General features: G+C 33.6%; 24 protein-coding genes. 10 read left to right on the forward strand and 14 right to left on the reverse strand.

Annotated elements, in window-relative coordinates; translation table 11 throughout:
* The first annotated feature begins 9 nt into the window (after positions 1 to 9).
* The 4 genes from ric (at position 10) to OD803_RS14655 (ending at position 2,528) form a co-directional block, all read left to right on the forward strand.
* Positions 10 to 747, forward strand: a complete 738-nt coding sequence (gene ric / locus OD803_RS10420) for an iron-sulfur cluster repair di-iron protein (protein WP_262733353.1) — start codon at positions 10 to 12, stop codon at positions 745 to 747.
* Positions 748 to 880: 133 nt separating this feature from the next.
* On the forward strand, positions 881 to 2,071 hold the full coding sequence (locus tag OD803_RS10425) for a hypothetical protein (RefSeq protein ID WP_262733354.1): 1,191 nt from the start codon (positions 881 to 883) through the stop codon (positions 2,069 to 2,071).
* On the forward strand, positions 2,064 to 2,297 hold the full coding sequence (locus OD803_RS14650) for a hypothetical protein (RefSeq protein ID WP_332006933.1): 234 nt from the start codon (positions 2,064 to 2,066) through the stop codon (positions 2,295 to 2,297). The genes OD803_RS10425 and OD803_RS14650 overlap by 8 nt, the downstream gene beginning before the upstream one ends.
* A 3-nt stretch (positions 2,298 to 2,300) precedes the next feature.
* Positions 2,301 to 2,528, forward strand: a complete 228-nt coding sequence (locus OD803_RS14655; RefSeq protein WP_332006934.1) for a hemerythrin domain-containing protein — start codon at positions 2,301 to 2,303, stop codon at positions 2,526 to 2,528.
* Here OD803_RS14655 and OD803_RS10435 read toward each other — a convergent pair whose 3' ends face one another.
* From OD803_RS10435 to OD803_RS10470, 8 genes are all read right to left on the reverse strand, one after another.
* Complete coding sequence (locus tag OD803_RS10435) at positions 2,529 to 3,782, reverse strand: alginate export family protein (RefSeq protein WP_262733355.1); 1,254 nt, start codon at positions 3,780 to 3,782, stop codon at positions 2,529 to 2,531. It abuts the gene before it with no gap.
* Positions 3,783 to 3,806: 24 nt separating this feature from the next.
* Positions 3,807 to 4,517, reverse strand: coding sequence for an SCO family protein (locus OD803_RS10440; protein WP_262733356.1), 711 nt, complete (start codon positions 4,515 to 4,517; stop codon positions 3,807 to 3,809).
* Positions 4,518 to 4,527: 10 nt separating this feature from the next.
* Positions 4,528 to 5,232, reverse strand: coding sequence for a formylglycine-generating enzyme family protein (locus OD803_RS10445; RefSeq protein ID WP_332006935.1), 705 nt, complete (start codon positions 5,230 to 5,232; stop codon positions 4,528 to 4,530).
* 96 nt (positions 5,233 to 5,328) lie between these two features.
* Positions 5,329 to 6,792 (reverse strand): copper-containing nitrite reductase, encoded by a 1,464-nt coding sequence (nirK, locus tag OD803_RS10450; RefSeq protein WP_262733358.1) that lies wholly within the window; start codon positions 6,790 to 6,792, stop codon positions 5,329 to 5,331.
* Between the two features lie 235 nt (positions 6,793 to 7,027).
* On the reverse strand, positions 7,028 to 7,753 hold the full coding sequence (locus OD803_RS10455) for a pirin family protein (protein ID WP_262733359.1): 726 nt from the start codon (positions 7,751 to 7,753) through the stop codon (positions 7,028 to 7,030).
* Between the two features lie 27 nt (positions 7,754 to 7,780).
* On the reverse strand, positions 7,781 to 8,218 hold the full coding sequence (locus tag OD803_RS10460) for a MarR family winged helix-turn-helix transcriptional regulator (RefSeq protein ID WP_262733360.1): 438 nt from the start codon (positions 8,216 to 8,218) through the stop codon (positions 7,781 to 7,783).
* A gap of 5 nt (positions 8,219 to 8,223) precedes the next feature.
* Positions 8,224 to 8,508 (reverse strand): GNAT family N-acetyltransferase, encoded by a 285-nt coding sequence (locus tag OD803_RS10465; protein WP_262733361.1) that lies wholly within the window; start codon positions 8,506 to 8,508, stop codon positions 8,224 to 8,226.
* Between the two features lie 2 nt (positions 8,509 to 8,510).
* The gene (locus tag OD803_RS10470) at positions 8,511 to 9,044 is read right to left on the reverse strand and encodes an NADPH-dependent FMN reductase (RefSeq protein WP_262733362.1); all 534 of its coding nucleotides are present in this window, start codon (positions 9,042 to 9,044) and stop codon (positions 8,511 to 8,513) included.
* Between the two features lie 255 nt (positions 9,045 to 9,299).
* On the opposite strand from OD803_RS10470, the gene OD803_RS10475 reads away from it, so the two are divergent.
* Both OD803_RS10475 and OD803_RS10480 read left to right on the forward strand, forming a co-directional pair.
* Positions 9,300 to 10,943: an acyl-CoA carboxylase subunit beta gene (locus OD803_RS10475; RefSeq protein ID WP_262733363.1), complete on the forward strand. Its 1,644-nt coding sequence runs from the start codon at positions 9,300 to 9,302 to the stop codon at positions 10,941 to 10,943.
* Positions 10,944 to 10,964: 21 nt separating this feature from the next.
* A complete protein-coding gene (locus OD803_RS10480) occupies positions 10,965 to 11,513 on the forward strand; it encodes a hypothetical protein (RefSeq protein ID WP_262733364.1) in 549 nt (182 codons plus the stop codon).
* On the opposite strand, the gene OD803_RS10485 is transcribed toward OD803_RS10480, so the two are convergent.
* Positions 11,510 to 12,568, reverse strand: coding sequence for an AMP-binding protein (locus OD803_RS10485; RefSeq protein WP_262733365.1), 1,059 nt, complete (start codon positions 12,566 to 12,568; stop codon positions 11,510 to 11,512). The genes OD803_RS10480 and OD803_RS10485 overlap by 4 nt on opposite strands.
* A 102-nt stretch (positions 12,569 to 12,670) precedes the next feature.
* On the opposite strand from OD803_RS10485, the gene OD803_RS10490 reads away from it, so the two are divergent.
* Positions 12,671 to 14,554, forward strand: coding sequence for a DUF3857 domain-containing protein (locus OD803_RS10490; RefSeq protein WP_262733366.1), 1,884 nt, complete (start codon positions 12,671 to 12,673; stop codon positions 14,552 to 14,554).
* Positions 14,554 to 16,488, forward strand: a complete 1,935-nt coding sequence (locus tag OD803_RS10495) for a DUF3857 domain-containing protein (RefSeq protein ID WP_262733367.1) — start codon at positions 14,554 to 14,556, stop codon at positions 16,486 to 16,488. Before OD803_RS10490 ends, OD803_RS10495 begins: the two co-directional genes overlap by 1 nt.
* A 46-nt stretch (positions 16,489 to 16,534) precedes the next feature.
* Here the strand turns inward: OD803_RS10495 and OD803_RS10500 are convergent, their stop codons facing one another.
* The 3 genes from OD803_RS10500 to OD803_RS10510 all read right to left on the reverse strand — a co-directional run bounded on the left by OD803_RS10500 (position 16,535) and on the right by OD803_RS10510 (position 19,630).
* Positions 16,535 to 17,692, reverse strand: coding sequence for a CPBP family glutamic-type intramembrane protease (locus OD803_RS10500; protein ID WP_262733368.1), 1,158 nt, complete (start codon positions 17,690 to 17,692; stop codon positions 16,535 to 16,537).
* 3 nt (positions 17,693 to 17,695) lie between these two features.
* Positions 17,696 to 18,730, reverse strand: coding sequence for an o-succinylbenzoate synthase (locus OD803_RS10505; protein ID WP_262733369.1), 1,035 nt, complete (start codon positions 18,728 to 18,730; stop codon positions 17,696 to 17,698).
* A gap of 198 nt (positions 18,731 to 18,928) precedes the next feature.
* On the reverse strand, positions 18,929 to 19,630 hold the full coding sequence (locus OD803_RS10510; protein ID WP_129760230.1) for a DUF2490 domain-containing protein: 702 nt from the start codon (positions 19,628 to 19,630) through the stop codon (positions 18,929 to 18,931).
* Between the two features lie 84 nt (positions 19,631 to 19,714).
* Between OD803_RS10510 and OD803_RS10515 the strand changes: the two genes are divergently transcribed.
* Together OD803_RS10515 and OD803_RS10520 are read left to right on the forward strand one after the other, a co-directional pair.
* Complete coding sequence (locus OD803_RS10515) at positions 19,715 to 20,629, forward strand: sterol desaturase family protein (RefSeq protein ID WP_134199125.1); 915 nt, start codon at positions 19,715 to 19,717, stop codon at positions 20,627 to 20,629.
* A gap of 66 nt (positions 20,630 to 20,695) precedes the next feature.
* Complete coding sequence (locus OD803_RS10520) at positions 20,696 to 21,544, forward strand: universal stress protein (protein ID WP_131506927.1); 849 nt, start codon at positions 20,696 to 20,698, stop codon at positions 21,542 to 21,544.
* A 176-nt stretch (positions 21,545 to 21,720) separates the two neighbouring features.
* Here the strand turns inward: OD803_RS10520 and OD803_RS10525 are convergent, their stop codons facing one another.
* Together OD803_RS10525 and OD803_RS10530 are read right to left on the reverse strand one after the other, a co-directional pair.
* Entirely contained in the window at positions 21,721 to 22,413 is a 693-nt protein-coding gene (locus OD803_RS10525) for a hypothetical protein (protein WP_262733370.1), read from the reverse strand.
* 23 nt (positions 22,414 to 22,436) lie between these two features.
* Positions 22,437 to 23,321, reverse strand: coding sequence for an FRG domain-containing protein (locus OD803_RS10530; RefSeq protein ID WP_262733371.1), 885 nt, complete (start codon positions 23,319 to 23,321; stop codon positions 22,437 to 22,439).
* Positions 23,322 to 23,436 lie beyond the last annotated feature (115 nt).

Below are 23,436 nucleotides of genomic sequence, written 5' to 3' on the forward strand. Positions count from 1 at the left end.
AAATATGATATGGAGATTCTAGAACAACAAACAAACAAACAAATAGGAAGTTTTGTGGCTGATGATTACAGAACTGCTGCAGTGTTTTCAAAATACGGTATTGATTTCTGCTGTAAAGGCCACAGAACCATTCATGAGGTCTGCGAAAAAAATGATATTAATGCAGACGAATTATTGAATAATTTGAATGTCATTATGAATTCGAAAACCAATGAAAATATTGATTATAAATCTTGGCCATTAGATTTACTTGCAGAGTATATTGAAAAAAAACACCATCGTTATGTAGAAGAAACTATACCAGTATTAAAACAATTTCTAGATAAGCTATGTAAAGTGCATGGAAACCGCCATCCTGAATTATTCGAAATCAACGAACTCTTTTCGGCTTCTGCTGGCGAACTGGCTGCCCACATGAAAAAGGAAGAACTTATCCTCTTCCCTTTTATAAAAAAGATGATGAAAGCCTCTATTTCTGGTCAAGAAATTCAAGCACCTGGTTTTGGAACCGTTGAAAACCCTATTGCCATGATGATGCAAGAACACGATAATGAAGGGAAACGATTTAGAAAAATCGCTGAACTAACAAATAACTATAATCCACCTGCTGATGCATGTAACACATATCGTGTTACCTTTGCCATGCTCAACGAGTTTGAACAAGATTTACATCTTCACATCCATCTTGAAAACAACATTTTATTCCCTAAAGCTACCGATCTTGAAAAGCTTTTTTTAAAAAAATGATTCAATAACATTTGTTTTTAAATAAAATAACGCTGTGATTGAAACACCTTTCCAATAAAAGAATATACGAGAGAAGTATAAAGGAAAGGTGTTTCTTTTTTATACGTATTTTTAAAATATAAAAATACATTTTATGCAAAAAAAACTTGTAGCAACTTGTCTTATCAATTTTTTAATTGCCGCATTATTAGGTTTGGTTTTGCGCTACGCATTTGTTGGACATCTAGATTTCAACTACCAATTTTTGACCCATACACATTCGCATGTAGCTATCTTGGGTTGGGTTTATCTTATGATTTTTACACTTTTTGTACATTACTTTATCCCTAAAAACAAACGTTTTTACACCAAGCTTTTTTGGGTTACCCAACTTGCTGTTTTGGGCATGCTCTTTAGCTTTCCTTTTCAAGGTTATGCAACAGTTTCCATAATATTTTCAACTTTACATATCTTATGTAGCTATGTGTTTGCCTTTAAGATGTGGAAAAATTTAAAAGCAAAAAATATTTTAATTGAAAGACTCATAAAGTGGTCATTAGCTTTTATGGTATTGAGTACCATTGGTGTTTGGTGTTTGGGTCCTGCTGTTGGGCTTCTAGGAAAAGCATCGGCATTTTATCAAATAGCCATTCAGTATTTTTTACATTTTCAGTTTAACGGTTGGTTTTTGTTTGCTGTTATTGCTATTCTTTTTCATCAGCTACAAGTACAACCGTCAAAAAACACAAAACTATTTTTAAGATTATTGATTGTCGCAACCATAACTACGTTCGCTTTACCTATTCAATGGTTTGCAACCCATTGGTTGCTGTACTACATCAATGCATTGGGTAGCATTTTACAGCTTTTAACTTTAGTTTACTTTATAAAAATCATAAAAATTCCTTTTAAGACCATTATTGTTAAACAACAAAAAGCCGTAAGATGGCTTTATATTTTTGCGTTGAACTGTTTTATTTTGAAAATGGCACTCCAAAGTGTTTCGGTTATTCCTGAATTTTCACAAGTACTCATAAACCACAAAAATTTTATTATCGGTTTTATCCATTTATTGATGCTAGGAATAGTTAGTGGATTCCTATTCGCATTTCTACTTTATTCAAAAACCATAAAACCGTCAGTCTATCTCAATCTAGGAATATTTAGCTTTTTTATAGGGTTTGTTTTAACAGAACTTTTACTGACGTATCAAGGTAGTTTTTTCTATTTTGGAAAAGGATTAATACCGCACTACTACCTTTTACTTTTTATAAGTAGCATATTTCTTCCGTTGGGAATTGCCTTAATCTTATTTACATATTCAAAACAAAAACAACATGTCTAACAAACCCTTAAAACGCCATACAGCACTTCAACCATTAAGTAGAGAGCATCATCATGGATTATTGCTTTCTTGGAAATTACGAGAAGGTTTTAAAAAAAATATTGACATAAACCGTATGAAAACCTATACTGATTGGTTTTACAGCACGCATTTAATTCCTCATTTTGACATGGAAGAAAAACACATTTTCCCCTTATTAGGAAATGAAAATGACTTGGTAAAATGAGCTTTGTCTGATCATGAAAGGCTAAAATGGCTTTTCACTGATGAAGTGAATCCGATTAAAGCTTTAAGCTTGATTGAAGAAGAGTTACAGCTGCACATTCGCTTTGAAGAGCGTGTACTGTTTCCGGAAATACAAAAGGTCGCTACCGAAACTCAATTTCAACACATAGAAAAATTACATCAATCTCATGAAAAATTTAGGGACAACCTGACAGATGAGTTCTGGAAGTAATTACTTCTTAAAACTAAACACCTCTGGTTTTACGGTTACCATAGCCCAAGCCCAGTTTTGAATTCTATTGGCATTACCACCTTTTAGCACTTCCATGGTATCACTTCCAAACATTTGCGAATAACCCAAATTTGCTGTTATGAATTTATGCAGTCTGTAAGTTGCTACAAAATCGATTTCTGCACCCAAATAGCTGTCCATGATTTCTGAACCATCCAATACACTTTCGGCAGATGAGAAGATATGTGCTGACAGAGTTAAAATCAATTTGTCATTTCTATATTTTATTTGTGCAAAAGCATCAATCAAACCAACAGAATTGGCATGATTTCCTACATAGAAATAATCCATTAAACCATTAAACTTATGATTGGTTCCAAACAACGGAGTAAACGATTTATTAGTTCCCGAAGTATCATCCATGGCTGTTCCTGACAAATATTCGCCTCCAAAACCAAAGAGCCAATGTTCTGTTGCCAAATATCCCAACGAAGCTCCACCATACCAAGCAGAAACAGTAGTGTCATTTCGTGTTCCTGTTTGTCCGTAAACAGAAAACTCGCCTATCCATTTATTGGTTTTCAAGCTGTAAAACATACCAAATGTTTGTGCATATTGGGTTTTCAGGTCTTGATTAGTAGTTTCAAACTCATAACCTGTATTTAAAAACAAAACACTCAATGTTGATGTCTTAAAGCCATATTGATACCACAACAATTGCATATTCTTGTAATTGTTTACCGAATACGCTGTACGCTCAACAGTTTCAGCATTTGAACTCACCGATGCGCCAACATCCAGTCGATGTTTTTTGTTGGGTGTTACCGAAACCAAAAAGGCATCGTGACTTCTACCTTGTTGTGCCCAATTGACTTCTCCTAAAATACGTTGATTATCATACGACAACGTTTGTCTTCCCACTTTAAACTTCCAAATATTATCCAATCTATATTGGGCATAACCTTCAAAAAGAGCTAAACCATCATGGGCATTACTTTGGTTTGTTGCAACATCTCCCCAGACTCTAATGTCTTGCGGTCTTAATACAATAGTTAGGTTTTCGTAATTAAAATTCAGATTTAATCTGCTACGTTGGGACACAAAAGACGTTGGGTCTTGTGTATCATCCAGCAATGTACCAAAGCCGTTTCTAAACTCGTATCGTGGTCTAAATTCGATACCTACTTCTAATTCTTGGGCAAAAAAGGTGTATGTCAACATTCCGAAGAACATTGTGCAAATTATATTTTTCATAAGATGTTAGATATTGTTAAACTGTTACATAGCGTCAACAGCTTCGTTAATATGTTTAATGGTATTATCGGAATTCACACCCAAACCTTCTTGCTGAAACACTAACTCTCCTTTATGGTTAAATACGCTAATAATGTTTGAATGTGAAAAATCGATTGGTGATATTTCTTTATAGCTTACCGCTAAAACCGCAGCAAATTCGCGCGTGTTTTCTTCTGTAGAACGTAAAAACAGCCAAGGGTCATTATCCATCAAGTTTTCTTTTGCAAAGGTTTTTAAACGTTCTGGTGTATCAACTTCGGGATCAATACTTACAAAAATCATTTTTACATTTTCTTTGGAATGTTCTGGTAGGCGTTCTTCTATGTTTCGCATATCGGCTACCAAACGTGGGCATGCTGCTTTACAACTAGTATAAATCATTACCATGACCAAAACATCACCTTTCAAGTCTTTAAGTTGAATATCTTCTCCATTTTGGGTGGTCCAAGTTGAGGGTAAGTTGTAGATAGACATCTCTGAAAACTTATCATCTGAAATAGTTTTTACATGGTTTTCTTCTACAACCAAATCCATTTTACAAACAGGGCAATTTCCTTTTTCGGTATATATTTTATCACCTTCACAACGCATAGGACAATGGTAAGCCACATCATCTTTTGCAGCTTTTGAAGAGGTGTTTTTACAAGATACCAACGTTAAGGCAATACATATTATATAGATAAATGGTTTCATAATGTTGTTTTTAAGGATTTACTTCAATGTCTTTTGCACATCTAAATCCAAGGTTTTTAATACTAAAACTTGCCTTTATACTACCTCTAAAAGCATATCGCATAAAAGCAGCATAATTCATTAAATCGGTAGCACCAATGGCTGCGCTCCCACAAAACAGATTACTATCTTTGTCAACATCTTTTCTGGATTCTCCAGAAATCAATACCGAGTTAAAATCGAGTGTCCATTCCCAAACCAAACCATGCATATCGTAAATACCCCAATAATTTTTAGGCGAATTACCTATAGTTTTTTCATCAGTTCTAGGTGTTTCGTACCAAGAGAGGATTTGTTGGTTATATGAAGGCTTTCTTCTGGCATCTGGTACGTCTTCATCTGCCATTGCTACATATTCCCATTCATCAATAGTTGGTAATCGTTTGCCTTGACACTCGCAGTAAGCTTTGGCTGCAAACCAAGACACATAGGTTACAGGGCTTTGAGGGTTTACTATATCGTTTAGAATTGTATCACTTTTAAATTGTCTCAAATAGTTTCCATCAGCATAGAGCTTAAGTATATTGTGTTTTTGCCATTTAGGGTTTTTCTTTAGAAACTCTAAAAACTGCTGATTGCTAACAGGGTATTTATCAAGTTTAAAATCTTGAACTTCAACAACAGTTGAATCTCTACCATATAAAGGGATATAGCGACTACCCTTTATATTTGCCATACCTTCAGTTTGTGAAAAACAAATGGTTTGAAACACTAAAAACACACACAATATTTTGAAGGTATGGTCAAACATAACACTAACTATTACTATTAATTACTTTCCTTTTACTTTATCCACCATTTGTTTAGTAACCACTGTTCCGTTATTATCCCAACTGTTATACACGTAGGTCAAAACATTGGCTATTTCTTCAGAAGATAACATTTGTCTGGTCATTACACTATTGTATTTTTTCCCATTTACGGTAATTTCGCCTGTTAATCCGTTTACAACTGCACCAATGGCACGATTTACATCTGCGTTTAAATAATCTGATTTTGCCAATGGTGGAAATGCATTAGGAACACCTTGCCCTTCAGCTTGATGGCATGCAAAACAAGTTTGCATATAAATTTGTTTGCCAAATTTCATTTGCTCCTCAAAGTTTTGTGCAGGAATTTCAGACTCTACAATTTCATTGGTTGTTGGCATTTCTTGAATTCCTGGACCTTCTGGTAAATAGATTCCTTCATATTGTTCTCCAGAATAGATTTTTTCATGTTCTTCTCCTTGTACTTTCAACATACCCAAAGCCCCTTTATTAAAAGCTCTAAAAATGGAATGGTCAACTAAAATAAATGTTCCAGGAACATCTACACGAAATTCTACAATAGCTGCTCCTCCTGCAGGGATTATTGTGGTCTGAACATTTTCATTTACCATATCACCACCTTCTACGTGAACCTTATCAAATATTTCTCCAATTACGTGAAATGAAGACACTAAATTAGGCCCACCGTTTCCTACAAACAGTCTAATAGTTTCACCCACATTAGCAGTAATAGCATTATCGCCTGTTAGAGCATTTACACTACCATTAAAGACAACATAATCGGCGTGTTCATCAACGGCCTTTTGCATATCAAAAGGTTGCAAACCACGTTCACCATTTTTTCCTTTGGTATAAAAATCGCCTTGCATAATATAATATTCCTTATCTACAAGTGGTAAACCACCTTCAGGTTCTACCAAAATTAATCCATACATACCATTGGCAATGTGCATTCCTACAGGAGCCGTTGCACAGTGGTACACATACAAACCAGGGTTGAGTGTTTTAAAAGAAAACACTTTTTCGTGACCTGGTGCTACAAACGAAGATTCTGCACCACCACCTGGACCAGTTACAGCGTGTAAATCGATGTTGTGAGGCAGCTTATTATCTGGGTGGTTTTGTAGTCTAAACTCAACCTCATCACCTACCCGAGTTCTAATGAAGCTTCCAGGAACTGTTCCACCAAAAGTCCAATATACATAGCGTACACCATCGGTAAGTTCGCCTTCTTCTTCAAGGATTTCCATTTCAACAATAAGCTTTTTGGCCTTTCGTCTTCCAACAGGTGTTGGTACGTTTGGTGGTGCAGTTAACTCTGCTGTCATTTCACGGCTAACAGGAATGTCTTGTGCTTCTTCATAAACGGTTTTCTCGTTGTTGAAACAAGAAACCATAAACAATGATACAACCACAAAAAATAGTATGTTGATACCTTTAATTTTAGTGTTTTTTAGTGTTCTCATAATAGTGATTTTAAATTAGGATAATTTTGTCTTGATTAATAAAACAAATTTAGTACACGAATAAGATTAAAAATATGATTAATGTCATAAAATGAAAAAAAGCATCACGTTTGTGATGCTTTAGTTTACTCGATAATCGAGATTAAATGCTCCAATGCTTGCCTCGAAATTAAACGTTTGTTCTTTTTAATACCTTGTGTGCTTGCTTCGAGATAGTTTCCTCCTGTTTAAACGCCTATAGAGTCATCATAGGAACTTCAATAAACAACAATTCAGAATCTTGTTTTGTTTCTATTGAAAAGCTTTCAGTTTCTGAAACACCTATAGCGTCTCTTGTTTCAAGGTTTTGATTACCTATTATAATGTCTCCATAAATAGTCATTACGTAAACACCATGGTTACTACTTTTTAGGTTATAGGTAAACGTTTCACCTTGATTTAAATCAATGCGAGATAGTTTAGCATCTTGATGAATTTTTAAACTTCCTTCATGATTATCATCAATAGATGTTACCAAGGTTTGTAGTTTATTTTTCCTTTCAGAATCACTAAATGTTTTTTGATCATAACGTGGTGAAACACCTTGCTTGTTAGGTATTACCCATATTTGAAACAAACTTAAATGCGAATCTACCGAACCATTAATTTCAGAATGTTGCACTCCAGTTCCGGCACTCATTACTTGCACTTCTCCTGGTAATACAGATTGCCATTCGTTATGCATAGAATCGCGATGTTTAAGCTCTCCACTTAAAGGAATGGTGATAATTTCCATATTATCGTGCGGATGTGTTCCAAAACCCATTTTTGGTGCAATAACATCATCATTTAATACGCGTAACGCTCCAAAATGAACGCGCTCTGGATTAAACCAACCTGCAAAGCTAAACGAATGATTGGCTTGTAACCATCCGTGATTTGCAAATCCTCTTGTACCTGCTTTGTGAACTATTGTTTTCATTTTATTATCCTTTCTGGGTTTCCCCTTTTATCTTAATTTATCTAATAAATCACTTAATTGTGACGCTTCTTTTTCTGTGATATTTTTTAACCAATCGTCATTAAAATTATCTGATATATCTTCTAAAAGTTTTAATCCTTCGTTGGTAATGGCAACTTGTACCACGCGCCTATCGGTTTCAGATGGAATGCGCTCAATGAGTTGTTTTGCACAAAGTTTGTCTGCCAATCGCGTGGCATTTGGCGCTCTGTCTATCATTCTTGATTTTACATCTTGCATCGTCAATGGTTTATCAGCTCCACGCAAAATGCGTAAAATATTGTATTGTTGTGGTGATAACCCGAACTTTGCAAAAAATGTATTTTGTTTTCCGGTAATCAAATTGGCTGTGTACAAAATATTAATCAGCGCTTTTGTGCGGTTATCCTTAAACGAAGAATTAACGTCTTTTGAAATATCTCCCATAGTTGTTAGGCTTTTACATCATTATAATCATCCGCTTTCTTTTTAAAAACTGCTGCTGCAAACGGACAAAGTGGTAAAATTTTTAACGCTTTTTCTCTTGCAAATGCTACAGCTTCTTCTACTAGTTTGTAACCAACACCTTGACCCTTTAAGCTTTCGTCAACCTCTGTATGGTCAATTATTATCTTTGATGGACCAGCATAAGTATAGGTCATTTCTGCTATTTGTTTATTATTCTCGATTATATAGAACTTTCCTTTTTTAAGATTGTCTTCTTGTTGAATAGTCATAATTATAATGCTTCTTTAAATTTTTTAATTTCTGTTAAAAGCTGATCGTTAAGTTCCTTATTTATTATTTTCCCTTCAGAAAAATTGTCTTTAAACTTGGGTAATGAAAACACTCCCTTTATGTCTGCATTATGACGAGGAAATCTATCTTGAGCAATTGTTAATACTGACTGTCCTCCTCTAGCACCTGTTGATGTAGCCATTAAAAGCATGGGTTTTCCAAAAAACGTCTTACCTTCTATTCGTGACATCCAATCGAAAAGATTTTTGAAAACCGATGTGTAAGCTCCATTGTGTTCAGCAAGTGATATAACCAATCCATCTGCATTTTTTATTTTATTTAATAACTTATGAGCATTATCTGGTTGTCCATTCATACTAGATTCTAAGTCTACACCAAAAATAGGCACATCAAAATCGTTTAAGTCCAATACTTCAGGATTTACACCATCCAACAATCCTACTGTATAATTTACTAATTGTTTATTTATTGATTGTTTACTGTTACTACCAGCAAATGCAATTATTTGTTTCATATATAATTATATTTTCCATGGCAAATATATGACAAAATAATTTATTTTCCAAGGAAACTATTTACATGGTAATATTTTTAACATAGCTTTTACATTACAACGTTTTCGTAGCAAGGTTAAGTTTTGTATTTTTAGCCTGCATTAACAACTTGCGTTAGGGGTTGCAGCGGCATCCTCCCTATTTTTAGGGAGATATAGCGAAAAACCCGACCACGCTTATGCGTGGGAACGCCCTAATTAACTATATAACATCTGATGGATTTAAACTTCAACAAAAACGAAGATCATAATAAATTATTAGTTTCTGAACTTAAGAAACGACTTGCAAAAGTAAAACTTGGCGGTGGCGAAAAGCGTATTGAAAAACATCACGCTAAAGGAAAAATGACTGCTAGAGAACGTATTGATTATTTGCTTGATGATAAAGCCAAAAGTATTGAAATTGGCGCTTTTGCAGGTGACGACATGTATAAAGAACATGGTGGTTGTCCGTCTGGTGGTGTTGTAGTGAAAATTGGTTACATAAAAGGGAAACAATGTATTGTAGTGGCTAATGACGCGACTGTAAAAGCTGGTGCGTGGTTTCCTATAACTGGAAAAAAGAATTTGCGCGCACAAGAGCTTGCGATTGAAAACAAATTGCCAATTATTTACCTTGTGGATTCGGCTGGTGTGTATTTGCCAATGCAAGACGAGATTTTCCCTGATAAGGAGCATTTTGGTCGTATTTTTAGAAACAATGCTGTAATGAGTAGTATGGGCATTACACAAATTGCTGCTGTAATGGGTAGCTGTGTTGCTGGTGGTGCTTACTTACCTATTATGAGTGACGAAGCGCTTATTGTGGATAAAACTGGAAGTATCTTTCTTGCTGGTAGTTATTTGGTAAAAGCGGCTATTGGAGAAAGTATTGACAACGAAACACTTGGTGGTGCAACAACACATAGCGAAATTAGCGGTGTTACGGACTACAAGGCTAAAGATGATAAAGATGCATTGGATAAAATAAAAAATATTGTTGACAAAATAGGTGATTTTGACAAGGCTGGTTTTAATCGAACTGCGGCTAAAAAACCTAAAGAGAATCCTCAAGATATTTATGGCATTTTACCAAAAAGTCGTGCCGATCAATACGATATGTACGAGATTATAAAACGTCTTGTAGATAATAGTGAGTTTGAAGAATACAAAGCGGGTTACGGACAAACCATTATTACCTGTTATGCCAGAATTGATGGTTGGGCTGTTGGTATTGTTGCAAATCAGCGTCATATTGTAAAAACTACTGGATCTAAAACCAAACCTGCCGAAATGCAGTTTGGTGGTGTGATTTACAATGATTCTGCCGATAAAGCCACGCGCTTTATTGCCAATTGTAACCAGAAGAAGATTCCGTTAGTATTTTTACAGGATGTTACTGGTTTTATGGTAGGTAGTAAGAGTGAACATTCTGGAATCATAAAAGATGGCGCTAAAATGGTAAACGCTGTGAGTAACAGCGTTGTGCCAAAATTTACCGTTGTAGTCGGTAATAGTTATGGTGCTGGTAATTATGCTATGTGTGGTAAGGCTTACGACCCAAGACTTATTTTTGCATGGCCTAGTGCTGAACTGGCTGTAATGAGTGGTAAAAGTGCTGCTAAAGTATTATTACAAATAGAAAAAGCCTCTTTAGAAAAACAAGGTGAAAAATTCACCAAAGAGAAAGAAGACGAACTTTACAACAAAATAAAAGCGCGTTACGACAACCAAGTATCGCCTTACTATGCTGCTGCCAGATTATGGACCGATGCGGTTATTGATCCTTTAGACACCAGAACCTGGATTAGTATGGGTATTGAAGCCGCTAACCACGCTCCTATTGAAAAACCTTTTAATTTGGGTGTGTTGCAGGTTTAATTTAATGTACTTTGCTTTCTTATGAAAAATTTATTTTTGATTTTATTCGTTTTATTTGCCTTTTCCTGTAAATCTACTAAAAACAATACTGAAAAGAATACGAAAGACTACACCCTTTCAGATATAAAAACAAGTGCGTCATCAATAGAAGTTGGAGAACTAAAAAAGCAAGAAATTGTTGATTTAAAAAAATATTTAAAAGAAACTTTCAATAAAGATTTAGATAGTTTAAAATATTTAACCATATCATATTTAAAGTCCAAGAATAAATGTTGGTACGATAATTATCAAAATATAAGTAGTGATAGTAACAAAGACTTATTAAATAAATTGAAAACAAAAATGAATTCCGATTTATTAATAGCTCATTATGATTCAGGCTACAACTCTTTTTACAGCTTACATGATGAAAAAAAAATTATTTCATCACTTTTTGACAGAGGTTATGAAACCTGTGATTTTATGTTAACCATCAACAGCATGGGTGTATACCTATTTAAAACAAGTCATTTTAGTATTGATGCTTCAAATGCATTTACAAATGAATTAAAAAAACTAGAAACAAATTAGTTTAATTTACTTAGCGTTTTAGCCCTCTGGATTTTTTTCGATGATGTCTCTGCAAATTGTTCTACAGAAAGTATTTGTTTTGGCACTTCGTATTTTTCTAAATCAGAAAAAATAGCTGTATCTAATTCAGTTGATTGTCCTTCTAAAACCAATACCACACGTTCTCCCAAAGTGTCATCTGGTTGAGAAGCCACAAAAAAACGCTGGCTTATTTTTCCATCTAGCTTTGCTTCAATTTGCTCAGGAAATAATTTAACACCACCTGAGTTAATCATATTATCATAACGACCTATAACCTCAAATTCTGTTTTAGAATATAATTTTACAATATCGTTGGTTACAATAGTTTTGTCTGTAAGCTTTGGCGCTTCAACCACTAAACAGTCTCTATCGTCTTGTGATATTTTAACGTCTTTTAATAGTTTAAAATGCGCTTCTCCTTTGTAATTATTTAATGGTCTTATAGCAATATGGCTTAAGGTTTCTGCCATACCATAAGTAGCAAATACTTTTGTTTTTAATGGCTCAATATCTTTTAATAATGATTTTGAAACTGCAGCTCCTCCAACAATTAATGTATTTATATTTTGTAATCTTTTCAATGATTTTTGTACTTGCATTGGTACCATAGCACAAAATTTATATGGCTTTTCATCGTCATAAGCTGGTAGTGTACTTGGTTCAACAATATCTAGTTCTAAACCTAAAATCATTGCTCTCACTAGCATCATCTTACCTGCAATAAAGTTTGTAGGCAAACAATGTAATGCTGTATCTCCTGGAGATAGCTTAAACCTATTCCCTGTTGCTATTGCAGAATTCACCATAGCTTGCTTGCTTACTTTTATAAGCTTTGGGTTACCTGTAGAACCTGAGGTTTTCACATACAAAAAATCCTTTTCGTCTAACCAATCTAAAAGAAAATTGCCTATAATTTTTTCATAAGCTTCACCTTCTTTTATTAAACTATACGAGACTTCTTTAAGCTCCTCATGGTTATAACTAGTGTTATTAAGCTTAAATTTTAAATGTATCTTGTCAAAAGTAGGAATCATTTTTGGTATGATATTAGATGTGTTAAAATTATAGTATTTTTAACGAATTGTACTAAAAATTTAAAATTAAAAAAATATATATTTGACAATAAAGCACGAATTATGAAGAAGTCCCTGTTAATCCTATTGTTATGTCCTCTTTTTCTATTTGCTCAAGATTTTTCGAACGAGGATTATATTTATTTAAAACGTCACGAACACATAAAAATTGGTTTAAAAAATCACAAGTTTGATATTGCCAAAAACATATCAGAACAAGCTGAATTTTTAACTTCTAACAAACTTTATTTTGCTAACGAATCTATGCACTTTGACAGCTTTACTTCTATTGAAGATATTGATGCCTACACCTACATTCCTAGTCAAGATAAAAAAGTAAAGGTAGATTACATTGAAACCAAACGTGCTTTTGACAATGGTGTGTTTTACAGCGACCAAGAGTCTAAAAACTTTATTTTTCCTGCTGTTACTAAAGGTGCAATTACTAATTTAAACTATAAAGAAATTATTAAAGACCCTCATTTTTTAGGACTATTCAGATTTGGAACTTATGTGCCTACTAAAAGTGCGCAACTCTCTATTGAGTTTCCTAAAAATGTAAATATTGGATACATCGATTTTAATACCGAAAACATAAACTTAGATTTCAAAAAAGAAGACACCAAAAATGGTTACACCTACACTTGGACAGTAGATAATATTAAAGGCTACCAAGGTGAAGAAGACAGTGAAGCTATTTTATATTATTTACCACACATTATCGTTTACATCAAAAACTATGAAGAAGACGGTAAAGTCCACAATGTATTAAACGATGTAAATGATTTATACAAATGGTACAGCTCTTTGGTTGATCAAATAGATACGTCTTCTTTACAAAAAGTATATGCTATTGCTGAAGACATCACAAAAGACCTTACTACTGATAGAGAAAAAGCCGAAACCATTTTTAATTGGGTACAAGACAATATTACTTATGTTGCTTTTGAAGATGGTCTTGGAGGATTTATTCCTCGTGGTGCTGCAAGTGTTTGCGACAAGCGTTATGGCGATTGTAAAGACATGGCAAACTTGCTCTACGAAATGCTTAATCATGTAGGTATTGAATCTTACAGAACTTGGATTGGAACTAGAGACAGACACTATTCTTATTTTGAAGTACCTACTCCAATGGTAGACAACCACATGATTACAACTGCTATGGTAGAAAACGACACTATATTTTTAGATGCGACTGATAGTTATGTGCCTTTTGGAATGCCTAGTGAGTTTACACAAACCAAAGAAGCGCTTTTAGGTATTGATGCTGATAATTTCAAGGTTATAAAAGTACCTGTTCAAAGTGCAGATAAAAATACATCTACCATTACAAGTCATTTTTCATTAGAAGATGGTATTGTAAAAGTCTCTGAAAAAAGAGCGCTTAAAGGTTATGAAAAAGTGAATTTCATTTCAGATTACACCTATAAAAAAGATGATAAAACCGAAGAGGAATTCCTAAATACTACGTTATCTCTTGGAAACAACAAGACCAACTACTCCAACATTACTCTAGAGAATTTTGATAACAAAAGTACTCCATTACAATTAGGTTACGACCTTAGTATTGATAGTTATGCTAAAACTATTGGCAATAAAACGTATATTAACCTAAACATAGACAGATCGTTATCAAACAGCAGTATTGATTTAGAAGACCGAAAATACAGTAAGAAAATTGACCACGAGTTTATAAAAAACTTCACCACAACGTTTAAAGTTCCTGAAGGCTACAAAGTAAACTATGTTCCTAAAGACCTTACGTTTGATAATCCTGAGTATGGTTACAGCATTTCTTACACTGTAGATGGAGATACCATTACTCAAAACAAATCTATTTATGTAAAAACACTAAGCATTCAAAACAAAGATTTTGAAACTTGGAACAGCTTTATCAAAAGCCTTATAAAAGCCTACAAAAAAAGTATAATAATAGAAAAGATATAATGATAAAAAAAGCATTGATTGTATTACTATTTGTAAGTACAAGTAGTAGTTTTTCCCAACATTTTAGAACCTACGATTGGACCGAAAAGCCTAAACTTCATAAACTATCGGCTGAAGATGAAAAAGAATCCTCAATAGGTATTTTAAAAAAGCATATTGTTGAATACGCGTCTAGTATGATGTCTCCTGAGCCCAAACGCTATGAGACCGAACATACCATTACACGAGTAAACGATGATAAAGGTATTGCAAGACACAACACAGTTTACATCCCAATGTACGAAGTAAAAAAGGTTGTAGACATAAAAGCAAGAACCATTAACGCCAAAGGAAAAGTTACTGTGCTTAACCAAGACAATATTAAAGAGGTTAAAAATGTTGACGAATATGGAGACTTCAAGATTTTTGCTATTGAAGGTGTTGAAAAAGGTTCAGAAATAGAAGTGCTTTACACAGTTGAAAAAGAGTTTGACATGTATGGTTCAGAAACTATGCAGAGTAACTACAAAATCAACGAAGCACAGTTTATTTTTATCACAGGAAAACTCAATTCCAATGTTAAAGCATATAGAACTGACTCTACATTTAAAGACGTTACAATTGATGGTGACAATGCCAAATCGTTGACTTTAAAAAACATTCCTGCAATGGTTGAAGAAGAATATGCTACACCAGATGCCAATAAAATTACAGTAGTATATCAATGTTTTCCGCAAGGTCAAGACATTACCCAAGACATGTTTTGGACTAACGTTTCCAATAATGTTGGCGGAAGATTTTTCCCTGAAACTGCAACCAGTAAAATTGATGCAGATTTAGCTACCATAATCGAAGGAAAAACTGATCTTTCGGTATTTGAAAAAGCATCTAGAGTAGATAATTTTATTAAAAGTAACTTTAATGTTATCAAAAACAACAATGACGAGCTGTCTGATTTAGACTATATTCTTAAAAACCGTTCAGCAAGTGACTTTGGTATCATAAAAGTATATGCAAACTTTTTAAAAGCTTTAGATATTGAATACGAAGTTGTTATTACTGCTAATAGATTTCAGTATAAGTTTGATCCAGACTTCTTTATTCCTAATATGCTTAGAGATTTCTTAATCTACTTACCTACTGAGAAAAAATACATCGCTCCTGACAGAATTGAATACAGAGTTGGTGAAGCACCTTTCAATATTTTAGGCAACTACGGATTGTTTATTAAAAGTGATTTTAGCCACTATTTCTCTAAAATCTCTCAGGCAGATCCTGATTATAGTCAAGTGAATCGTATTACAGACATTACGTTTACCGAAGATTTTGAAAGCACTATTATCGACATGCACCAAGAGTTCACAGGACATTGGTCTGTTACTAACAGAGCTGTTCTTAACTTATCGTCAGAACAAGGAGTAAAAGAATTTAAAGACTATCTTACAGCTTCTGGTATTGAAGACAAAGAAAGCTTAAGCTTTGAAACTAAAAATGGGGAAATTAACCAAACAGAATATAACCTACCTTTTATAGTTGAATCTAAGGTGTCTTCAGAATCCTTAATTGAAGATGCTGGTGACAGTTATATTTTTCAAGCTGGATTAATTATTGGTACACAAAGCGAACTGTATCAGGAAACCGAAAGAGTTAATCCAATTGAAATGACCTATCCTAATGAATACAACTACACAATTACAGTTAATATTCCTGAAGGTTATACCGTTGAAGGTTTAAGCAGTTTAAACATTGACGAAAGCTACAAAGACAGCAAAGGCAACAAAATATGTAAGTTTGAATCTGGTTATAAGTTAGATGGCAATACATTAGTAATTACCATTCAAGAGTTTTATAAGACGTTAGAATATGATTTAGACCGTTACGAAGAATTCAGAAATGTAATTAATGCTGCATCAGATTTTAACAAAGCAGCTATTCTATTTAAACCAATAGAATAGAAAGCAAAAACAAGATAACAAAAAAGCGACCATTTGGTCGCTTTTTTTATTCTAATATTTTATAATCTTCTTTTGGTGGTTCTTGTACAGTACCAAATAATTTATCCTTCCAATTCGTCCATTTATACTTTTTAGAAAAGATAAATAACAATATTGGGAACATCACAAACACTGGTAAAAACACATCTATAAATCCTGCTTCAGTTGGGTTAGACATATCTTTTAAAATAGAATGTGTTTGAAAAGCAGTCCAATCAGCAGTTACCAATAAAGCTGTAAACAAGTTGTTTGCAGCATGAAACCCTAAAGCTAACTCCATACCTTCATCCATTAAAGTCATAATCCCTAAAAAGAGTCCTGTACCAATGTAATACACCATAATTACATTACCCAATTGCTTAACCTCAGGGTTTGAAATATGCAACAATCCAAAGACAGCCGATGTAACTAGTAACGGTACCCAGTTCCTATTGAATAGTTTGAATACGCTATCAAATTTTTCGCTTTCTAAACTGTTCTTGAAAACAGAATTTACCAATACTAAAGCGATTAAACATACTAATAAATACAACAGCTTAAAATACCATTTAAAATCAATTAAATAAGGTAAAGCAAAATATACTATTACTGCTATCAATAACACCATAAAAGTAGCAGGAAATGTTCTATTTGTGGTAGATACCCCAATTCCTTGCATTAAATAACCTCTAAACAAATATTCTTCAAAACTGGTTTGTAAAGGCACCATAATAATGGCAATAACACAAAGAATTAAAAAAGGACCTAGTTTAAAATTCACTACATAGTCATCAGGTGACATAAAGTAATCTAACAGTGTTAAACCACTTGATACAATTCCCCAAAAGAAAAACGCAAAGAACACACGTTTCCAATCTATTTTAGGTCTAGAAGTTGTTAAATGTGTTATGGTTTGTTTGTGCAATGCTTTAATGGCTATAAAAATTCCAACCAAACCAATAGCAAAGGATAGCAGCATTAAAAACAAATTTAAATTAGGTTCAAGCATACTAAGCATTGCTTGTTCGTTTAAATTCGCAAGGTCATCTCCTTCTTCTATTGCTTTAAACATCACCAATGCAGTAAAAGGTATTTGACCAACTACAACAGCAGCTGCTATTATTATAAACCCTATAAAATATCTCCACCAATCGTGTAAGACATTAAACGCTTGTGCTATATACATAAATTATAAGTTAAAGTTCCAATCTAAATTTTTATTGAAGTGCAATTTACCATTTTTTACCAATAACGGACTATCAAAATTATTAGTAAACAAACTGCCTGTGCCTAAGCCTTGTGGCATTGTATTTTGTAAAGTATACGTCCATTGTGCGATGGCATTTAAACCAACATTACTCTCTAATGCACTGGTAATCCACCAACCTATACTTCGCTCTTCAGCTAAGTCAATCCACGCTTTGCTTCCTTTAAAACCACCTATAAAACTTGGTTTTAAAATAATATATTGCGGATTAATGATTTGTAATAGTTTTTGCTTTTCAGAGGCATCAAAAACACCTATAAGTTCTTCATCCAAAGCAATTGGCAATGGTGTATCTTCACACAAACTCGCCATTTCATACCAATTCCCTTGCTTAATAGGTTGCTCAATAGAATGTAAATCGAGCTCGCTTAAATAGTTTAATTTATCTAAAGCGTCATCAACCGAAAACGCACCATTGGCGTCAACCCTAAGCTCTATATCGCTTTTTGAAAACTCTTTTCTTATAGATTTAAGTAAATTGTATTCTGTTTGAAAATCGATAGCGCCAATTTTCATTTTTATACATGAAAAACCTGCTTCAATTTTCTCTTTTATCTGTTGCTTCATAAAAGCTTCGGTTCCCATCCATATCAATCCATTAATCGAAATAGCGTCTGTTCCGTTAGTAAATTCTGAAGGAAATAATTGAAAGGATGATGCGCTTTCAAGAGATTTGAAAGCCATTTCTAACCCAAATTGAATACTAGGAAATTCAACAAGCTCACTATACAACTCCTCTAAACCTAAATGAATGTTATTGCAAGTCCATTTTAGTTTTTCTTCGTAATCTGGTCTGTCGTCTGCACTTAAACCACGTAAAATTCCACATTCGCCAACACCTTGTTGTCCATTGGTTTCTATACTAATAAACCAAGTTTCTTTGGTTTTAAGAATCCCTCTAGATGTTCCGCTAGGTTGTTTAAAATTAAGAATGTATTTGTGGTATGTGGCTTTCATGTAAAAAATCAATCAACATCTCGACTGCGCTCGATGCGACAGTTAGCTTAATTGGATTATCAAATGTATATTATAAATTTCAAGAATCTACAATTTTGTCTTTCCAAATTGTCACACTGAACTTGTCGAAGTGCTGGTTTGGAATCTTTTGAGTAAAAAATATTGTATTCCGTGTCGCAGCACGAAATGACAAGACTATTAAAATTTATGGTGCATACTCACTTGTAGTTGCCCTTTTCCTTGTGCGTTGGTTTTTTGGTTCATCCAACCCAATTGAAACTTAATTTTTGAGTTCAACACATAACCCAATCCTAAATACGTACGGTTTCTATCAAAAAACTCAACCGTTCTATCATCACCTATATCTTGTTGTCCGTTGATAAATAATTCGTTGTATAACGCTGCATAAATGGTATTTTTCTCGAACGTTTTTTTATTAAACGGAATATTCATAAACAGGTTATAACGATAACGCGTTCTAAAATCTTGGTCTTCAACAAAACGTTGCTCATATCTAAAACGATGCGTTAAATACACACGACCTCCTATTTTTTGTGGTAAAAGTGCTTCTTGGTAAATTCTACTTTCAACCGAAGTATCATCGCTTTCACCTAAGGCTCCAGATGTAATATGCGCATATCCTAAGGTTAATTTTACTGACGTATTTTTTGGTCTGTACGTTACACCAGAACGTATAAGCAACTGCTCTAAATCTCCCATGATGTTCCAGTTTCTGTACTGTACATCACCTTGCAACCCAAATTTGCTCTCTTTAAACTGAGTATCAAAAAAATACATGTACCACGCTCCCATTTGGTCTGGGTTTTGGGCTTTAGTGGATTGCGTAAACGATACTGTTAAAATGGAAAATAATAATAAAACACGAGCTGTTTTGGTCATAGCATTTATATTTTTGGATTGTTTTAATCCTGATTTAGGATAATAAAAAAAGTATTAAATTTAGAAACACAAATATCTTACTTAATGCCTGAATTTCCAAATATCATCCACTTTGCCATTCCTTTTTTCATCTTATCAATGGCACTGGAATTATACGTTACCACTCGCGAAAAATTTAAAGAAACCAAAGGTTACGAACCCAAAGATGCCTTTGCCTCTATTGCTATGGGTTTAGGCAATGTGTTTTTAGGCTTTTTTAGTAAAGCTATTGTGCTTGGAGCTTTTGTAGTGATTTATGAAAACTTTAGGCTCTTTACCATTCCTGTGGCTTGGTGGAGTTTTATTTTAATTTTCTTTGCTGATGATTTCTCTTACTACTGGTTTCATCGTATTTCTCATGAGTGTCGTTTGTTTTGGGCATCTCATGTGGTGCATCATTCGTCGCAACATTACAATTTAAGTACAGCATTAAGACAAACGTGGTCTGGTGGGTTTTACTCGTTTATTTTTTGGTTGTGGTTACCGCTTTTAGGCTTTCATCCTGCTATGATTTTACTGCAAATGTCTATTAGCTTACTATACCAATTTTGGATTCATACCGAAGCCATCCATAAAATGCCAAAGTGGTTTGAAGCTGTAATGAACACACCTTCGCATCACAGAGTACATCATGGTAGTAATCCTATTTATTTAGATAGAAATCACGCAGGCATCCTTATTATTTGGGATAAGATGTTTGGTACATTTCAACCTGAACTTAGCGAGGAAAAAGTACGTTATGGTTTGGTGACTAATATCAACACATACAATCCTGTAAAGATTGCTTTTGTTGAATGGTACAATATGCTTAAAGATGCGTTTTCAGGAAAAAAGTCGTTAAAAGACCGTTGGCATTATCTTACCAAGCCACCAGGTTGGAAACACGATGGAACAGGAAAACTTAGTGACGATTTAAGAGAAGAATGGTTAAAGTCTGGTAAAACAGATAAAAACTACTGATATTTATCATATACTGTTTGCCAAAAAACCTTTAATTTTATAGTGTAATTATTTCAAAGCAAAAAAATGAAGAATATACTATTACCTACCGATTTTTCTGATAATTCATGGAAAGCTATTTCATACGCTTTAGAGCTGCTTAAAGATGCTGAATGTACATTTTACTTAATGCATTCGTACGAGCCACAAGTTGCAGCTCCATCAACAGCAGTTACCTCTAAGCGTGCCAACTCTATAATTATGGAGTCTATGAAAAACGAAGCTATCTCTGAACTAAACCGCTTAAAAAAACAGATAGATGCCTTACCTAAAAACGAAAACCACACGTTTAAAACCTCTATAATTAACGACTATTTTACAAGTGCTGTAAAGGCAAAAGTAAAAGAACACAGTATTGATGCAGTAATTTTAGGAACCAAAGGTGCTAGTGGTTTAAAAGAAGTAACCTTGGGTAGCAACACTGCTGGTTTAATTGGTAAACTCACTTGCCCAATAATTGCAGTACCTTCTAACGTGGTATTTAATGACATTAACGAAATTGGTTTTGCTGTAGACTACTCTATAAATTCTTACACCAATGGTTTAAGCTTATTAAAAGCGCTAGCTGAACATTTTGAAGCACAAGTTTCTGTGGTTCATATTTTAAAAGATAAAGCGTTAACACCTGAAAAAGCGTCTAGTAAAGAGAAACTTATCGCGTTTTTAAAACCAGTACCAACTCATTTTTATCAATTAACTGATGTCTCAGTAGCAAAAGGAACTCGTATTTTTAGTGAAAGCAGACAATTAGACATGATGTGTGTCATTGCTAAAAAACACAATTTCTTTGAAAAGCTATTTAATAAAAGCCAGAGTAAATCTATAAGTCACCATGCTAAAGTACCTCTCATTATTTTTAATGAAGCGTCGTTTTAAAACACAAAAAAAATCTACTAGTTGCTAGTAGATTTTTTTTTGACCTATATCGCTTAATGGTCTCGACTATGAGTAGTTGCGTGTTTAAGCACTAAAGTTAGCAAATAAATCACAGATAGAAAGTCCGCGAGGACTTTCGTAAGTAGGCTATAACTAGCAATGAATTATACACATTGTTAGCTACAGTTTTTTATAAAATCGTGTCTAAATTTCATCCATTCAAAAGCTTCTTTTTTAAAAGTTCTTGAATATAATTCCTTGTCAATTATTTGTTCTAAATATAATTCCATTGTCTTTGTGAATTCACTAATATAGTCGAACAAATTAATATGTTCAGCTTCTTCATTTTTTCTCACTATAAGTATTCTATTGGCTTCTTTATCCAATGATGATTGAGCTACTTTATAATAGTGAAAATTGTTATTTTTGTCAATGTAACTTGTTGTGTGAGAAGCTATTTTGTTTCTTAATTCTATTGCGTTTAGTTTTTTCAATTCCTCTCTGATTTCCTTTTGATTTTGGAAGTTGAACAACTTTATTAAATTCGTTATCACTCCAACTTGTAAATAACAAGCGTTTAAAACTCCATAGAGCCTTAAATACATTTCTCCTTGTCTATTTTCTTTTATATACAAGCCATTCTCTGTAAATTCATTAATTGCATATTGAGCGTCTTCCATTTGGTCAATACAAGCTCTAAATAAATCGAAATCATATAAGTTTTGAAATTTTAACTTTTTTGTTAGTTGCTTTACTTGCTCTTCTTCTGTAGGATATGTTTTAACATTCGTATATCTCAAAATTCCAAGTAGAATTTCGCAATAGATTTCAACTTTTGATATTTGACTTAAGTATTCTTCGTCGGTCATTTGTCAAATTATAGTCATTTTGGCTACAGTTTTTTCATTTCGTTGTTTATTCCGTCAATGAATTCAGTCACATCATCGTTTTGAGATAGAATTAACCTTTCTTTATCTATTCCACGAGCTGTTAGTTCCTCATATATTGTTTTTTTTGCTTCAGCTTTAACTTTGACTCTAACTATCATATTTTTCCAAAAATCTTTCTTGTTTAAAGGTATATCTATGTCCGAGTTGCTTGAAGCAAAAAGTCGGCCGTGTTGTCTAAACAACCTAAATTGATATGTTCTTTGGTCAATGTTATCGATATAGGTCGGCACATTGCATACAAAAGACGAATCTAATTTATAGGGATTGAAATCAGGATAGACTGATTTTTCGTGATCTGACGTTTCATTGAGGATAAAGTCGTGAGGTACAAGCAAACCCCAAAATTGACCATCTGAATTTTCGTGTTTATCTGAAGGCTCTGATAGAAAATAAGCAGAACTTAAACTTGAAGTTGATAAATCAATTAAATTGGTTTTAATTCCTGCGTGTTGAGCCTGAAATAGTAAGTCCCAATCTTTTCCATAAGGCTCTTTGCTATACTTGAATAGTTGGTTTTCCCCATATTTTTCGATTACTCTTTTCTTAAAAATTTCAGCTCCGTTTTTTTCAACTTCACGAGCCTTACTTAAATCAATTTCTTTTGAGAATGGTGGTCTAAATATTCCTGGTAATATATCCCAGCCATAATTTTGTTCTCCTCTGTAATGAGGCATTACAGGAAATCCACCTTTTGTAATTAATTCCACATTTATTTTTATCAATTCATCGTGGAAGGTTTCAAAGTCGGCTAAATTATTTAACTCGAAACTTTCTAATGGTTTGAGATATTTCTTGTTTATGTGTTCCGAAATTTGATAATAGTTCATTGGTTAGTTCAAAATTGTAGCTAACTTCAAAAAGATATGGATTGCTTTAACAATCCACACCTTTAGTCAAGCATTTTTTCGTTCAACCAAATTACTGTAAAAAACTAAACTACAA

The organism is Gaetbulibacter sp. NE (genome assembly GCF_025548475.1).
GTDB classification, from domain to species: domain Bacteria; phylum Bacteroidota; class Bacteroidia; order Flavobacteriales; family Flavobacteriaceae; genus Gaetbulibacter_B; species Gaetbulibacter_B jejuensis.